We start from the raw sequence: 14,574 nt of genomic DNA on the forward strand, positions 1-14,574 counted from the left end.
TTGAATTGAATTTATATATCTTTAACGATTTAGTTAATAAGAAGTTTACTCTCTGAAAAAGAACCCACACCAAGAAACAGTGTGAGCTCTTTAAGAGGTCTATATACTATTCTTCATTTCATTAGAAACTATCCTTGAACGCATTTACGAAGCGTTTCTTCAATGGATGCACGAATATCGTACTCCTTATATTTAAGAATAGGCATGGTATCTACGGGATCGAGATAGGCATCCCGGTCTTGTATTTCAGCCATCATGCTCATATGAACACCCTGTTCTTTTCCTGAGTCCGCATTTTTCACATCAATCTGCTCCATTGCAGGCTTCATCTGTTCTAGTGGAACCACTGTAACCTTGCTCTCTTCCTGTCCCAAAGCATCGACTACCATCTGGTGAAATTCGCTATGCTTCATATTCATACCGCAAATCGAATACTTGCCACCGTGCACACCATGCTCCAACGCTCCAATCGTCGCTTCGGCTACCTGCTGTGCTGTAACCATGGCTGTTCCGCCGCCCAGAACTGGAATGACCCTTTGGCCTCTCACCCGATCTACGAACATCGTCCAGAGTGGCATCCTTCCTGGCATCACACCGAAAATATAAGGCAGACGAATGCTCATCACATCCATCCCTCCCTCACCTTCCATACACGCTATTTCCTCCTGCAGTAATCTTGAGCGAGGATACGCATTAGATTTTAAAGGAATGTCAGACCACTCTTCCGCAAAATGTGCAAAATACGAATTCAGCAATACAAACTTTTTCACACCAGCTTGTTTGGCTAATCTGGCGATACGCTGTGTTGGCAACACATTAGCTTCGTAGAAAAATTTCACCGCTGGCGCCTCAGGTAGTGTCCGCTCATCTGCACCAGCAGCATATACGAATCCATCAATGCCTTTTAGCATTTCCAGTATATCTCCATCTGACATTTCATTGATATTCCCTACGTTATGCTTCACCTCAGGAGGCAAAAGGCCATCTACCGGCATGGAATGCCGAGATATCGTGGATACATGGTAACCCCGATTTAATAATTCCTTTACGGTGAAATAACCTAAAAATCCAGTCCCACCTAATACGAATACATTCTTCATGAAGTCCATCTCCTATCAGCTAAGTTGGGGAATGCGCTTATCGAATTTCTATATCCCCCTCCTGTCCTTTACCCATTTTTATAAAGATACAAATAAAAAAAGAACCCGTGGAAATCTATGGGTTCTCGTATTACGTCTATAATCTAGCCTTGCACACATTTGCGAAGCGTCTCCACAATCGATGCACGGACATCATCTTCGTTAAATTTCAGTACTGGCATCGTTTCCGCTGGATCAAGGTAGGCATCTCTGTCCTGAGCAGCAGCTGCTACGCTCATATGAATGCCATGCTCTTTGCCTGCCGCAGCTGTTTGAGCGTCCACTTGCTCCATTCCAGGCTTGATCTGCTCTAGCGGCACTACCGTTACGGTGCTATCCGTCTGTCCCAGGGCATCCACTACCATCTGATGGAACTCGCTGTGTTTCATATTCAAGCCGCAGATCGCATACTTACCTCGATGCGCACCATACTCCATTGCTCCGATGGTCGCTTCCGCCACCTGCTGTGCAGTTACCATCGCCGTACCGCCACCAAGAACCGGAACAATTTGTTGGCCTTTGACCCTGTCTACGAACATGGTCCAGAGTGGCATACGCCCTGGCATCACGCCGAAAATATACGGTAATCGAAGGGTTGTTACATCCATGGCTCCTTCACCTTCCATGCACGCCACCTCTTCTTGTAACAGTCGCGTACGTGGATACGCATTGTCTTTCAGAGGAAGATCGGTCCACACTTCAGCAAAGTGAGCAAAGTACGAACCGTACAAAACGAATTTCTTTACACCCGCTTGCTTCGCTAACCGAGCAAGACGCTGCGTTGGCAGTACATTCGCTTCATAGAAGAACTTCATAGCCGGTGCTTCTGGTACAACCCTTTCATCTGCTCCAGCGGCGTATACGAATCCATCAACGCCTTTCAGCAGGTCCAGAACTTCCTCATCTGTCATGTCATTGATGTTTCCTAACCTGCAATCCACTTCACTAGGTAAGAGATCTTCAGTTGGCATGGGAGGCAGCGATACTGTCGATACTTTATATCCGCGTTTCAATAGTTCTTTAATTGTAAAATACCCTAAAAATCCAGTTCCACCTAATACGAATACTTTCTTCACGAAGTCCATCCCCAATACAGGTTATTAGAGGAAACATCAATCCATCTAATATTTTCCTCAATTTCATTTTACCTAAAATTTAACTAATGTGCCTTATGGAATGAGTCTAATTTGTGAAAAAAATAACAATCTATGTGTATGTCCTCAAATCACACTATCTCATCATTATAAAAAGCCCCCTAAGTTCTTTTCTCAACTCAGAGGGACCTTCGATTCAACTTCACTTATTGAATTGCTTCTTGGTATACTGCTCCACCTGCTGGATAAATGTTTGCTCCTCAGCTTGATTAGCGAAGGATCTCTTCGGAACGATGGTTGCCTGCATGCTATTAACAAAAAGATAAAGATTGTCCTTATCCTGCTTAAGATCGTGGATATCACTCCAAGCGCAGTGAGACTTACTTTTCACGGTAGCATCATAAAGCCCCTTATCATTGACTTCAATTAAATGCTCCCCGACTACGCCGTCGCCGGTCTTCACCACCATCTTCATTGTTCTGCTCTTAATTCTGTACACAAACAAGACATCAGCTAGACCACCAATGATCACACCGGCAACAATAGAGAATGCCCAGCCAGAACCGAGCAACTTCGAGATAATAATACATGAGACAGGGATACTGAGCAGACTGAAGAACATCGCTATTCTATACTTCGGCATATTGAACATGACAAACTTATTAAAATTCCAGAAGTCCTCTTTCTTTAAATCTATAACAACCTTCATATGTACACTTCCCTCCAGCTTCATTAATATATCCTTCAGGATAAATCATTCCCGAACCGTCTCTAGTATAAGCGAACTCAAGGTATAAGAACATTGATGATTTTTATTTTTCATTAAATATTCGCTTAAATAATAGGATTCCAGGAGATTCTCCATTGCTCGGAGACAGAGTTATATGAGCAGTGGGTAGGGTATTTAAAAAATGTAGTGTAAGTGAAGAAGCCCCGGTAATCTACTGGGGCTTTCTTTCTCATCGCTTCAAATACTCTTTTAACCGAATCGTTGCAAACTTACTGATAGCATCTACTAAATTCAGATGATCTACATCCTCTTTCTCAAAGTCCGCAGGAGCACCAAAATATCCAAGAGGTGTAATACTTCTAGCGATTTCCCCACCTTGATGCCACCTTTTTAAATCGTCGTGATTCAGATTTGCCGGCTCCAATTGCCTAGCGAGGTCCACATTCACTAATTCAAGGAAAAACTTAACCATTTGCGCAGTTGAACCTTCGCCCGCATGGATATCTAGATATTCCTTCGGTGCAGGGAAATCTTCTAGCGACATTTCCACCGTATAGATCAAGAAATTCTCATTCTCCGGATGAATGCCCAGATCCTCCGCAATCCAGTGAGAAATGACCGAGCGGATGTCCATGCCTAGACTTTCACGGCCAGCCATAATACCCTCGTACAATGCTTCCCCATGCATCGGGTCACCATGGATATCTACAATGAAGACATGCTTCACTCCCCATCTGTTTAAACATTCAAATATATCGAACAACACATTTTTCACAATTTCTTTTCTCGAAGTAAACGAGCCGGGGAATGCACCTGTGATGGCATTGATCCCCCAATAGAAAGGTGGTGCAATTAGACATTCGATATTGTCTTTCTGCAGCTGATCCTTGATCTTTCTACAGATCAAGTGACTCACATAAATGTCTGACCCTGTAGGCAAATGGGGACCTTGCTGCTCGATCACGCCGGTAGGTAATAATACAACGGCCCCCTTATCGATGCTGCACTGAATCTCTGTCCAGCTCATATCTGACATGGTATCCTGAAATATCGAATATGCCATATACATTCCTCCAATCGTATTGTATGTAGTGTATTATGAATACCAAAAATTACAAGCCTATACTTTTAGAGGGATTCTAATTATAATTAGAATACATTAAACACTGGATCGGAACCTATATCGAAAAAACCGTACTCCCATGGATATGGAAAGTACGGTTTTTTTGATGTGTATCATCAGAATGATTTGTCCTTATCTCCCGCTTCGGTTGTCTTCTCGAATTCCTCTTCTAACTCTTTCTCGATTTCTTCATTACTGATCAACACGTTATCCGTATCCTCAATTCCTAGCTTCTCTTTAATCATCTGCAGATCCTCATAGATCAGTTTATTCTTTTGATGCATACTAAAAACTAGACCAAACATGACTGCAAACATGAAAAGCCCGCCAAAAGGTCCCATGAAGAGTGATAAAGCCAAGGTAAGGATAATTCCAACTACCATACCGAATATAGCCATGTTCGTGCTCCCTTCTACATGCTGTTCTAGGAACATTACTTCTGATTGCTGTCATCACATTTTATCGTCTCTTAGCTTGTATTAGCAACTATATGACTATAAATGGATATTCCTGTTTAATCTAAACTCCGAAGTTGATCTGAAATATCCTCACGTCGGTTCTCAATATAATATCGAATTGTATCTGGCTCCCCATCGAATAATTGAGTACTCCACTTTTGGCTTAAATCCTTATACATATCATCAGAAATTTGGTTATACAGCCGGTACACAATAGGGAGCTGGCGGCGTACCGTAAATACGGTGTCGATTAAATGGGCAAGCAGTGTTTTATATTGCTGGCGATATTCTGGGTATGATAATACCTTTTCGGTAAGCTTATTGTAGCCATGGATTCCTACAAGATTAGAGCCTACAAGTTTACCATAACAGTTTCTGCCCCATGTTCCCTCATAATCCCAAGGTATAATACCGTACAGCTTTCTCGTATGATGCTCAAATAATGTATAGTTTTGATTAAAACCATCATAATTGCCCGTAAGTACAGCCCCGCTTAACCAGCGCAAATAATTGCCGATATCGAGATGACGTATTAAATATTTCTGTAACTCGTCTCTCTTATATAGATGAATATAACGAATGAACCGAGACAGTTGGACGCGATCCTGATTGTCACCCTTGATTAGACTGTACCCAGAAAACATAGACTTCTTCGACGAGGTTTTATCCGTAAAGTCAGCATCATCATTAACTGCATAAATAATACTTTTTACCGGAATGCCTCTCCGTTTGAAAAAGGAAGCATTCACTCCCTCAATCCTCAGATACACTCCAGCACTTCGTTCATTAATATGAAGCACACAATGCTGCGTAGCCGGACTCGATACTTGTATAGAATTAAAAAATTTAAAGGATAACGCATTCCTAATCATCGAAGGATCATCATATTCCGCATTAAAATGGTAGGTAGCATGCGATGTACGAATTTCATACGATTTTTTAGGATATTCACGGGTATGCCCTCCACGGTAGCGAATCCGTATCGGAATCCGTTTCCCTCCTAACAACATGGATGCATGAACGAACCGCTCAGACCAAATGTCACTTTTCAAAAGGGCATGCTCTCTATGATTAATAAATATCTGGTATATCGGCAAAGTCACAATTGTCCCTCCTTATAGCCGATAGACTTTGGCCCGCTTTATTACAGTCGCTTATATTAAACCAGTCCCCTTCTCGGGAGGGGTGCATATGCTAAAGTAACGAAATCGGAAAGGAGAATGAGTATGCCTGTTAACATGTATGAAGTCGCAAATTTAGTAGGTAGACAGGTAAAAGTCGACTGCGGAGGCCCCGGTGATGTGGAAGGTAATCTGCTTCAAGTATTTCCTGACCATCTGGTAATCCAATCCGGAGATGGCTCCATTCATTATGTGAGAGATATTCATATTCACCACGTAATGGATCATCACTCTCATGAAAACCAGTCTCACGGACATCACCATAGCAGCGGTCATCCATCAGATGGAAACCACTCCCACGGTAACCACTCTCAGGGCAGTCAATCCTGCGCTAATGAACATCACGAGCATCACTCACACGGCTGCAAACCTTGTCGCAACCGCATGAGACGTCACCACCATCGCAAACACTGCCACAGAAGAAGCCGCCTTAGACGCCACCGCTCAACGAATAAGTGCATGCGTCCGCGAAAACGCAGATCATGTGATTGTTAATAAATCATATTTTAGGTACTGTTTTTGTCAGGGGCATTAGCAGGTCTATTCCTTAATGCTCCTTGACGGAACAGTTTATAATAATATATGCGAAAGCCCACTTCATGTGATTGAACATTCGTTTCTCTTTTCATTATGAATAGAATAGGAGTTGTAAATTGTTTGCTGAACTTAAACATTCGTAGACTCGGGACAAGCGAGCAGCCTCCGATGAATTTACTATTATTAGCGGATCCTTCAAAAAAGCTTGTAGAAGAATACATACAGCGCGGACAATGCTTTGTTGCTGAACTGGAGAATGGGATCGTTGGAGTATATGTGCTACTACCCACCCGGCCAGGTACAATAGAACTCGTTAATATTGCCGTTGATGAATCTTTGCATGGACAAGGAATTGGTAAACAACTAGTCAACCATGCGTTACAGTCCGCTCGGCAGCTCGGATTCAGCACGATTGAAGTTGGAACGGGTAGCACAGGAGTCGGTCAACTGGCACTGTATCAAAAATGTGGATTCCGGATGACGGGTATCGATAGAGATTTTTTCATCCGTCATTATGATGAGGAAATTTACGAGAATGGCATACGTCTATATGATATGGTACGACTGTCTCAAGATTTATAACAAGAAACGGCGACCTCTCCCGATTTCAATCCGAGAGACAATCGCCGTTTTTTTTAAGATTTAGCATCCTTACCTCTAACCGCTTGATAGATAAATCCTAACGTAAACACAACCAGCATCACAACATACGAGATGAGTACAATATCAACCGAATTAATATCCCCGGAATACATCAATTGAATCTGCGTTCCGATGATGAGCATGAACAACATATAATATTGTGACAAGCCCGCAATAGCCAAGCTACGAGCAGCATCATCCAATATAAGAAATTGCCATATATACAGTAACAAGGATATAAACCATATCGAGTTGCCTAATAAGAAGCTATATACCTTGTTCATGGATAGCTTTGCAAACTGCCTTCCTCCCCAGAACCAGAACAACACAAATCCGAGATTCAGTGTCCAGATCAGCATACCTGAGAATGGTACGTAATATATCAGTATATTAAACAACCAGCCTAATACTAAAGGTGCTAGAACAATTAATGCATGTTTATTTTTCTCAATAAATTTATTCAATATTGTCTCTCCTCATTTTCGTGCTTGCGTATTCAATAATCCAGCAATCACGATACTCACCTTCATGCCATTCATGACGCTGGAGATATTTCTTTTGGACAAAACCAGCTTTCTCATACACCCTCAATGCCCGTTCATTCCATGCCTGCGGGTCCATCACAACCTTCTCCGCCCCTGCATGATTGATCAAATACCGGACCATAGATGTAATGAGTTCAGTTCCAATCCCCCGATTCCAGAAATCCGTCTCCCCAATAAATTGATCCATACCGAAGATCGTTCCTGTAAAATCATCATATCCGTACTCTGTCCGTTCCTCATCTGTTATAGGGTAATACTGAATATATCCAATATCTTGACCCTCGTACTGTATGATACAACGGACATTGGATTCATCCCTATTATAGAAATGCTCTTTCACCAACGCCAGATCGTGTGGACGATCCCGACCTTCATAATAGGTTAACACCTGAGGATCACTCAGCCATTTCACCAGCAGACCTGCATCAGCTTCTTTCAGATGACGAACGCTCAGCTTGTTATGCTTGTATACGATCATAGATTATGCCCTTTCCTCTGCTTTCTTGCGAATCATTATAAATAGAGATGCCATGTGTCCTACGGCGAAGAATAGTGATAATAGCGTTAGAAACATAAGTGCACTAATGCTGCTATGATTCTGATCCACTCTGAATAAATACACGGTAGTACTAGCTAACGCCACGCCAATAAATCCAAACAATACGGTAATAGCTGCTCTAAACCTGATCGCTTTATCCATCTAACAAAGCCTCCGATTCTTCTAAAATCACCCGTTACACAAGCTGTTTAGATTGTACCATAAGCCCTTATCGAACTATAAATTTCACCACGTAAGTCCATACAAAAAAAGAAGCCGGCTACCCGGCTTCTTGATCTCAAGTGAAAGCTATTACTTGTCGAGCGTCTCGCTCCAGTCATGAATCATATGACCCTCAATGAACTTCTCACAGTCCATTGCAGCCATACAACCGGAACCTGCAGCAGTAATGGCTTGACGATAACGCGTATCTTGGACATCACCACATGCAAATACACCTGGGATGTTTGTTTCCGTTGTTCCTGGCTTAACGAGAATATAACCTGTTGGATCCGTCGTAATCTGACCTCCAAGGAAAGCAGTGTTTGGTGTATGACCAATAGCCACAAATACACCTTCCGCTTCGATCAGCTCTTCCTCTCCTGTCTCGTTATTTAGGACCTTAAGTCCTTTTACGCCTGTTTCACTAGTTACTACTTCGATTGGCGAACGGTTCAGTGCCCACTCCACCTTCTCATTCTCACGAGCACGGTCCTGCATGATCTTCGAAGCACGAAGCTCATCACGACGGTGAACCAGTGTTACGCTGGAAGCGAAACGAGTTAAGAAACTAGCCTCTTCCATTGCGGAGTCGCCGCCACCCACAACAATAATCTTTTTATTACGGAAGAAGAAGCCGTCACATGTAGCACATGTGCTTACACCGCGACCGACGTTCTCCTGTTCACCAGGAATACCGAGATATTTAGCAGAAGCACCTGTGGAGATAATAACCGTCTCAGCGAGCAATTCTCCCATACCTTCTACTTTTACTTTGAATGGACGCTCTGAGAAGTCAACGGACTCAACCCAAGCGCTCTTGAACTCCGCTCCGAAACGCTCAGCTTGCTGACGCATGTTATCCATCAGCTCTGGTCCCATAATACCTTGAGGAAATCCTGGGAAGTTCTCCACTTCAGTCGTTGTAGTCAACTGACCTCCCGGCTGCATACCCTCGATTACGAGTGGTTTCATGTTAGCTCGAGCCAAATAGATGGCTGCCGTCAGACCGGCTGGCCCTGTTCCAATTACGATTGATTTGTACATTTTGAAGGCCTCCTTGGATATCGTCAATGTAGTTATTTAATATCTTACCCTAATTCTAGATGTTTTCTGTAAAAGGACGAAACTTCTCATCGTGCTGCTCATCACTTTCGCACGCTTGGTCGATCTGCCGTGCATATCTTCGTACAGTAGAAGAGGATATTTCATAACGCGCTGCAACTTCTTCATACGTCAAGGCACGTCCGCGTTTTTTGGCCGTCATATACACAAGCGCTGCTGCCCATCCCGAAATATTACGGATATTCGGAATATCAGGATAGAGCTTGCTGAGGAATTCGGACCATAGCGTCTCCATTTCCCGTTTCCAGAAATGATCTGCCCGTTTGTCCATCATCTGATAAGCTTTATCTAATACTTCCTGCCAGGTCGGATGCCAGTCAGGTAATACTTCCATTCCCTTCGCTGCTGTCTCACGGTCCTGATTCCGGCTCCGTTTGCTCTCCAGCTGCTGAAGTACTAGGCGTGCTGCATCCTTCAGATCTGCATCCTCACCCGGCTCTTGCAGGAAAGATCGAAGTGCATGCTGCACTTCATCATCTGCAATCAGCTCTAACGTACGGATGACCTGCAATTTAATGTGGGGATCACCATGGCGAAGTGCCCAGAAGAATGAAGATCGGATAAGCGGATTATGCTTCGCCTCCTCTGTCATAACTTCTCCATCATGCTCCCACTGTTTAAATTGTTCCTCAAACGGAAGGTGGTAATGATAACTCACCTTCATCACTTCTGTTCCAGTCGCTTTCCGCTGTTGCAATTGAGCGAGATAAAAATCCGGAATGACGGACTCTGGATCCAGCTTCTTAGCATGACGCCAATATTTCGCTGCCACCTCATAATGTCCGCTGTTGCACGCTGCAACCGCCGTATAATGATAAAGACTCGGATCGCTACTGAACTCCTCATCCTTTAATAACCGCTTGAAATGATTGTATGCCTCTTCGTGTTTACCCAATATGCCCATCGTTGTTGCAAGCTTGAATACATGCTCCTGATGAAAAGGAATCGTAGCGGCCAGCATTTCCACTAAGCGATTACGCTGCTCTGTATTTCCCTCATGCTGAAAGAAAATCGCCAGATTACACAATCCATGCAAATTCCCAGGCTCTTGATCCAGCACTTCTTCAATCGTTTGCTTCGCCTTGGCGAATCGGCCCATATAATAATAGGCAAGTGCCAAGTTGTTTCGTGCTGCTAAGAAATCAGGACAATCGGCCACGATCTCCTCGAGCATTTTCACAGCCTGTGCGAACTTCCCTTCTTCAAGCAGCTCACGGGCACGCTCATGCTCCACCATGCCTTCGCGGCTCTTGATACGGCTGAGCTTCGCAGGACGGTTGAGCTCGTAATGAAGAAGCTCCATCAGCTCTTCTGACTCGTCCATAAACTGTCCGCTGGAGTCTTCCTCCAGATACGTAACCAATGCCTTTTCCGCCTCTTCGAAAAGCTCCATATTGGCGTAATTGTTCGCCATATAGAAATAACATTCCGTCATGGAAGAATCGACTTTATCCAAAATATGCTGTAGCACCTTATTCGAGCCTTCATAATCGCCCGTCTCTGATAATATACCCGCCATATTGCAATGATTCACCGGATTTTCCGGTTCATATTCAACAGCTTTGCGAAAATATTTCAGTGCCTTGTCATATTGGAAACGATCAAGCGACTTCACCGCACGATCAAAGAAAAAGTTAGCATTCATTTCGATAGGTATAATATTGTGAGGGTCATCTGACCCGGCTTGATATCTATTCACGGAAGCAAGACACCTCCTTTAACTTGCTCCTCTATCCACAACAGTATAACACGTTACACCGTCTATTTGCAGATAAAAAGACGCCGGTTTTTACACCCCGGCATCTTTAAATAATGTTGCTATAGATCCACCTTCAGTAATGATATTTGTAGCCTGTGCCAACATCGGAGCGACGGATAACACTTTTACAAATTCCTTATGTTGATCAGGTAGTGCAATGGAGTCCGTAACGACAAGCTCTTCGATATGAGCATGGTCAAGACGATCAAGCGCTTGGCCTGAAAATACCCCGTGCGTTGCACACACAATAGCATCTCTTGCACCGCGCTCCTTCAAGCCTTCAACTACATGAACAATCGTCGAACCAGTATCAATCAAATCTTCGATAATAATAGGTGTCCGGTCTTTCACATCGCCAATAACATGCGTAATGATAGACTCATTATGCGCTGGACGCTGCTTGATCATAATAGCGAAGGGTGACCCTAGGCGACTAGCAAGCTTTTCAGCAGTCGTGGCACGTCCAGCGTCTGGGGAGACGATGACCGGATTCTCGATCTGCTTGCTTTTCAGATAATTCGTGATAAGATCAAGCGCTGTGAGATGATCGACAGGAATATTGAAAAAGCCTTGGATCGCTGGTGCATGCAGATCAATTGTAATTACACGATTCGCGCCGGCTGTTGTTAGAACATCTGCTACCATTTTGGCCGAAATCGGTTCACGTGGTGCCGATTTACGCTCCTGACGAGCATATCCGTAGTAGGGAACAATAATATTCACAGTCCGAGCCGAGGCCCGCTTCGCTGCATCAATCATAACAAGCAGTTCTACGAACATTTCATTAATAGGATGTGAGAATGACTGAACCAAAAATACATCACAGTTCCGAATGCTCTCCTCGTAGTGAACATAAATTTCACCGCTCTGAAAGCGAGAAATTTTCATTTTGCCCAATGGGGCACCTAGTTTTTCACAAATGCTCGCTGCAAGCTGTGGATTAGATGAGCCAGCGAATAATCGAAGTTTATGATACATTGGGTCCTCCTGGATACCGAAAGTGGTTAGGTACGATTCTTAATGCATGCTTGATGTCTATTCCTAAAGGGGGCTATCACCAAAGCAGGCCGTCTCCGCACCTGCACCAAACTCTATACAGAGGATGCGATAGTAACGAAAACAGCCACATTTGCTTGTACACTTATTCCTATTATACATTGGTTTGTCCTATTCTTTCAAAAGAACCATTTTCCTGATCCGATTTTGAAAGGTTGCGATCTTCTCAACCCCAAGCTCTTCGAGAAGTTCGCGTGCTGTGTCCAAATGCTCTCCCAACTTCTGCGGTTGATGTGCATCTGAACCAAGCGTTAACGGAATGCCAAGTCTGATTGCTTCTTCAAGCATTCTACGACTAGGAAACATCTCCTCACAGGCTTTTGATAAACCCGATGCATTCAGTTCCATAGCTTTTCCACTTCGGCTGACGGCAGCAAGCGCAGCTTGTTCCAAAGCGATCACTTCATCGGTATGTTCCACTCCTGGACTAAAGCCGAATCGCTTAATGACATCCAGATGGCCCATGATATCATAAAGACCAGTCGCAGCTGCTTTTTGGACCGCATCATAATACTTGCGATATACATCTAAAGGGTCTTTTCCTTCCCAGCCATGGGTTTGACGAAAATCTGTAATATCCCATTCCCCTAGAAAGTGGACAGAACCGATGACATAATCCCAAGGATAATCTTGAATGATCTTCTCGATGTGCCGCTCATAGCCTTCGATATAATCTCCTTCGAGACCTACCCGAACTTCAATCTGGCCTTTATAGCGCTCTTTCAGCGTCATACACTCCTCCACATAACGAGGAAGCTCCTCCATAGGCATAGCCATCTCTGGATAATAATCTTCCGGTTTTACATGGATGAGAGGCATATGATCGGATAATCCAATCTGATGTAAGCCTATCTCAATGCCCCGCTTTACGTACTCTTCCAGCTCACCAACAGCATGGCCACAGCGCGCATGATGCGTATGGTAGTCAATATACATCCAATCTAAGCCTCCCTAGTCCCGGCGAGGCCGTTCATGGCGGCGGCTCAGCTCATCCAATATATCATCGAGCGGTAGCTTACGCTCCTGTAATAGAACTAACAGATGGTAAATGAGATCACTAACTTCCAGACGCAGCTCATCGTTATCACGGTTTTTAGCCGCAATAATTGTCTCGGACGCTTCTTCACCGACTTTTTTCAGGATTTTATCAACGCCTTTATCGAATAAATACGTTGTATAAGCTCCCTCTGGGCGCTCGATCTCACGCTTCGCAATGATCTCCTCAAGTTCTGCAAGCACCTCAAAACGATCGCTTAATGCTGGTGTATCTACAACACCCGAAAGACTCGGCTCCCCAGCTACCGTAATCTCATTAAAGAAGCAGCTCACCTCTCCCGTATGACAAGCAGGACCTTTTGGCGTTACTTGTACAAGAAGGGTATCTCCATCACAGTCATATGCCATCGACACAACGGATTGAATATTGCCGGATGTTGCTCCTTTGTGCCATAATTCTTGACGCGAACGACTCCAGAACCATGTTTCTCCACTCTCCAGCGTAAGCTTCATGGACTCCCGATTCATATATGCCATCATCAGAACTTGTTTATTCTTAGCGTCTTGAATAATAGCAGGTACAAGTCCAGCTTCGTCCCAGCGAATATGCTCAATCATTTGCTCTAACGATAGATCCTGTTTCATATCGTCACTCATCGTATGTCCACTCCTCTTAGCTTTAACTGGTGTTTGAGATCCGGTATAGCAATTTCTTTATAATGAAAAATCGTCGCCGCCAGACCCGCATCGGCTTTGCCTGATGTAAATACATCATAGAAATGATCTTCTGTTCCGGCTCCGCCCGAAGCAATAACAGGGATTCCAACTGAGCTGGATACAGCTGACGTCAGTGCAATGTCAAAGCCGTCTTTTGTACCATCGGCATCCATACTCGTTAATAATATCTCTCCCGCACCAAGTGACTCTGCCTGCTTCACCCACTCCAGCGCCTTCATACCGGATGGAGTCCGTCCGCCGTGCGTGTACACTTCCCACTCGCCCCATGCCTCATTGTATTTCGCGTCTACAGCCACAACAATACACTGGGAGCCAAAGCGACGTGCACCGGCCGAGATCAGCTCAGGCTGACGCACAGCCGCTGTATTGATGCCTATTTTATCCGCACCTGCACGCAGGATCCGCTTCATATCCTCTACTGAGGAAATGCCGCCTCCGACTGTGAACGGAATCGCGATTTCTCCAGCTGTTCTTCGAACAACCTCTTCCATGGTGGCACGACCTTCAACAGATGCTGAGATGTCCAGAAAGACTAGCTCATCAGCGCCTTCCCGATCATACAGTGCGGCAAGCTCCACAGGATCCCCCGCATCACGGAGATTGACAAAGTTAACTCCTTTTACAACCCGTCCGTCCTTTACGTCCAGACATGGAATAATCCGCTTAGCCAGCATTCTCTCGCCCTCTTCCCTGG

At 44.3% G+C, this 14,574-nt stretch carries 17 protein-coding genes; 2 read left to right on the top strand and 15 right to left on the bottom strand.

From position 1 onward, the window contains the following. Window positions 1–128: 128 nt before the first annotated feature. The 6 genes from AC3WJJ_RS18620 to AC3WJJ_RS18645 form a co-directional block, all read right to left on the bottom strand. Window positions 129–1,100 carry an NAD-dependent epimerase/dehydratase family protein gene (locus tag AC3WJJ_RS18620; protein ID WP_492543007.1) on the bottom strand — a complete coding sequence of 324 codons (972 nt, stop codon included), beginning with the start codon at window positions 1,098–1,100 and terminating at the stop codon, window positions 129–131. Between the two features lie 143 nt (window positions 1,101–1,243). Beyond that, the gene (locus AC3WJJ_RS18625; RefSeq protein WP_492543008.1) at window positions 1,244–2,215 is read right to left on the bottom strand and encodes an NAD-dependent epimerase/dehydratase family protein; all 972 of its coding nucleotides are present in this window, start codon (window positions 2,213–2,215) and stop codon (window positions 1,244–1,246) included. 220 nt (window positions 2,216–2,435) lie between these two features. Then, window positions 2,436–2,942 carry a YcxB family protein gene (locus tag AC3WJJ_RS18630; protein ID WP_492543010.1) on the bottom strand — a complete coding sequence of 169 codons (507 nt, stop codon included), beginning with the start codon at window positions 2,940–2,942 and terminating at the stop codon, window positions 2,436–2,438. Window positions 2,943–3,192: 250 nt separating this feature from the next. After that, window positions 3,193–4,026, bottom strand: a complete 834-nt coding sequence (locus AC3WJJ_RS18635; RefSeq protein ID WP_492543011.1) for a creatininase family protein — start codon at window positions 4,024–4,026, stop codon at window positions 3,193–3,195. 176 nt (window positions 4,027–4,202) lie between these two features. Then, complete coding sequence (locus AC3WJJ_RS18640; RefSeq protein ID WP_492543013.1) at window positions 4,203–4,484, bottom strand: hypothetical protein; 282 nt, start codon at window positions 4,482–4,484, stop codon at window positions 4,203–4,205. Between the two features lie 116 nt (window positions 4,485–4,600). Continuing rightward, window positions 4,601–5,647: a CotH kinase family protein gene (locus AC3WJJ_RS18645; protein WP_492543015.1), complete on the bottom strand. Its 1,047-nt coding sequence runs from the start codon at window positions 5,645–5,647 to the stop codon at window positions 4,601–4,603. A 135-nt stretch (window positions 5,648–5,782) separates the two neighbouring features. Between AC3WJJ_RS18645 and AC3WJJ_RS18650 the strand changes: the two genes are divergently transcribed. Beyond that, a complete protein-coding gene (locus tag AC3WJJ_RS18650) occupies window positions 5,783–6,220 on the top strand; it encodes a DUF2642 domain-containing protein (protein ID WP_492543101.1) in 438 nt (145 codons plus the stop codon). A 210-nt stretch (window positions 6,221–6,430) separates the two neighbouring features. After that, window positions 6,431–6,844: a GNAT family N-acetyltransferase gene (locus AC3WJJ_RS18655; protein WP_492543103.1), complete on the top strand. Its 414-nt coding sequence runs from the start codon at window positions 6,431–6,433 to the stop codon at window positions 6,842–6,844. 53 nt (window positions 6,845–6,897) lie between these two features. On the opposite strand, the gene AC3WJJ_RS18660 is transcribed toward AC3WJJ_RS18655, so the two are convergent. The 9 genes from AC3WJJ_RS18660 to hisF all read right to left on the bottom strand — a co-directional run bounded on the left by AC3WJJ_RS18660 (window position 6,898) and on the right by hisF (window position 14,554). Further along, window positions 6,898–7,368, bottom strand: a complete 471-nt coding sequence (locus AC3WJJ_RS18660; protein ID WP_492543017.1) for a hypothetical protein — start codon at window positions 7,366–7,368, stop codon at window positions 6,898–6,900. Next, on the bottom strand, window positions 7,361–7,927 hold the full coding sequence (locus AC3WJJ_RS18665; protein ID WP_492543019.1) for a GNAT family N-acetyltransferase: 567 nt from the start codon (window positions 7,925–7,927) through the stop codon (window positions 7,361–7,363). Before AC3WJJ_RS18665 ends, AC3WJJ_RS18660 begins: the two co-directional genes overlap by 8 nt. A 3-nt stretch (window positions 7,928–7,930) precedes the next feature. Beyond that, window positions 7,931–8,149 carry a hypothetical protein gene (locus tag AC3WJJ_RS18670; protein WP_492543020.1) on the bottom strand — a complete coding sequence of 73 codons (219 nt, stop codon included), beginning with the start codon at window positions 8,147–8,149 and terminating at the stop codon, window positions 7,931–7,933. Between the two features lie 150 nt (window positions 8,150–8,299). Continuing rightward, window positions 8,300–9,253, bottom strand: a complete 954-nt coding sequence (gene trxB / locus AC3WJJ_RS18675) for a thioredoxin-disulfide reductase (protein WP_422659181.1) — start codon at window positions 9,251–9,253, stop codon at window positions 8,300–8,302. Window positions 9,254–9,308: 55 nt separating this feature from the next. Further along, window positions 9,309–10,976, bottom strand: a complete 1,668-nt coding sequence (locus AC3WJJ_RS18680; RefSeq protein ID WP_422661335.1) for a tetratricopeptide repeat protein — start codon at window positions 10,974–10,976, stop codon at window positions 9,309–9,311. A 144-nt stretch (window positions 10,977–11,120) separates the two neighbouring features. After that, the gene (locus tag AC3WJJ_RS18685) at window positions 11,121–12,068 is read right to left on the bottom strand and encodes a ribose-phosphate diphosphokinase (protein WP_422659180.1); all 948 of its coding nucleotides are present in this window, start codon (window positions 12,066–12,068) and stop codon (window positions 11,121–11,123) included. A gap of 189 nt (window positions 12,069–12,257) precedes the next feature. Beyond that, a complete protein-coding gene (hisJ, locus tag AC3WJJ_RS18690; protein WP_492543022.1) occupies window positions 12,258–13,082 on the bottom strand; it encodes a histidinol-phosphatase HisJ in 825 nt (274 codons plus the stop codon). Window positions 13,083–13,097: 15 nt separating this feature from the next. Beyond that, complete coding sequence (hisIE, locus tag AC3WJJ_RS18695; RefSeq protein ID WP_492543024.1) at window positions 13,098–13,799, bottom strand: bifunctional phosphoribosyl-AMP cyclohydrolase/phosphoribosyl-ATP diphosphatase HisIE; 702 nt, start codon at window positions 13,797–13,799, stop codon at window positions 13,098–13,100. Next, window positions 13,796–14,554 (bottom strand): imidazole glycerol phosphate synthase subunit HisF, encoded by a 759-nt coding sequence (gene hisF / locus AC3WJJ_RS18700; protein WP_492543026.1) that lies wholly within the window; start codon window positions 14,552–14,554, stop codon window positions 13,796–13,798. Before hisF ends, hisIE begins: the two co-directional genes overlap by 4 nt. Window positions 14,555–14,574 lie beyond the last annotated feature (20 nt).

Source organism: Paenibacillus sp. FW507-14B1B (assembly GCF_058781425.1).

Coding starts and splice junctions, on each gene's coding strand:
- AC3WJJ_RS18635 (WP_492543011.1), bottom strand. CDS start 4,026: ATGGCATATTCGATATTTCAGGATACCATGTCAGATATGAGCTGGACA.
- AC3WJJ_RS18685 (WP_422659180.1), bottom strand. CDS start 12,068: ATGTATCATAAACTTCGATTATTCGCTGGCTCATCTAATCCACAGCTT.
- AC3WJJ_RS18620 (WP_492543007.1), bottom strand. CDS start 1,100: ATGAAGAATGTATTCGTATTAGGTGGGACTGGATTTTTAGGTTATTTC.
- AC3WJJ_RS18680 (WP_422661335.1), bottom strand. CDS start 10,976: ATGAATGCTAACTTTTTCTTTGATCGTGCGGTGAAGTCGCTTGATCGT.
- trxB (WP_422659181.1), bottom strand. CDS start 9,253: ATGTACAAATCAATCGTAATTGGAACAGGGCCAGCCGGTCTGACGGCA.
- AC3WJJ_RS18650 (WP_492543101.1), top strand. CDS start 5,783: ATGTATGAAGTCGCAAATTTAGTAGGTAGACAGGTAAAAGTCGACTGC.
- AC3WJJ_RS18640 (WP_492543013.1), bottom strand. CDS start 4,484: ATGGCTATATTCGGTATGGTAGTTGGAATTATCCTTACCTTGGCTTTA.
- hisF (WP_492543026.1), bottom strand. CDS start 14,554: ATGCTGGCTAAGCGGATTATTCCATGTCTGGACGTAAAGGACGGACGG.
- AC3WJJ_RS18630 (WP_492543010.1), bottom strand. CDS start 2,942: ATGAAGGTTGTTATAGATTTAAAGAAAGAGGACTTCTGGAATTTTAAT.
- hisIE (WP_492543024.1), bottom strand. CDS start 13,799: ATGAGTGACGATATGAAACAGGATCTATCGTTAGAGCAAATGATTGAG.
- AC3WJJ_RS18665 (WP_492543019.1), bottom strand. CDS start 7,927: ATGATCGTATACAAGCATAACAAGCTGAGCGTTCGTCATCTGAAAGAA.
- AC3WJJ_RS18655 (WP_492543103.1), top strand. CDS start 6,431: ATGAATTTACTATTATTAGCGGATCCTTCAAAAAAGCTTGTAGAAGAA.
- AC3WJJ_RS18670 (WP_492543020.1), bottom strand. CDS start 8,149: ATGGATAAAGCGATCAGGTTTAGAGCAGCTATTACCGTATTGTTTGGA.
- hisJ (WP_492543022.1), bottom strand. CDS start 13,082: ATGTATATTGACTACCATACGCATCATGCGCGCTGTGGCCATGCTGTT.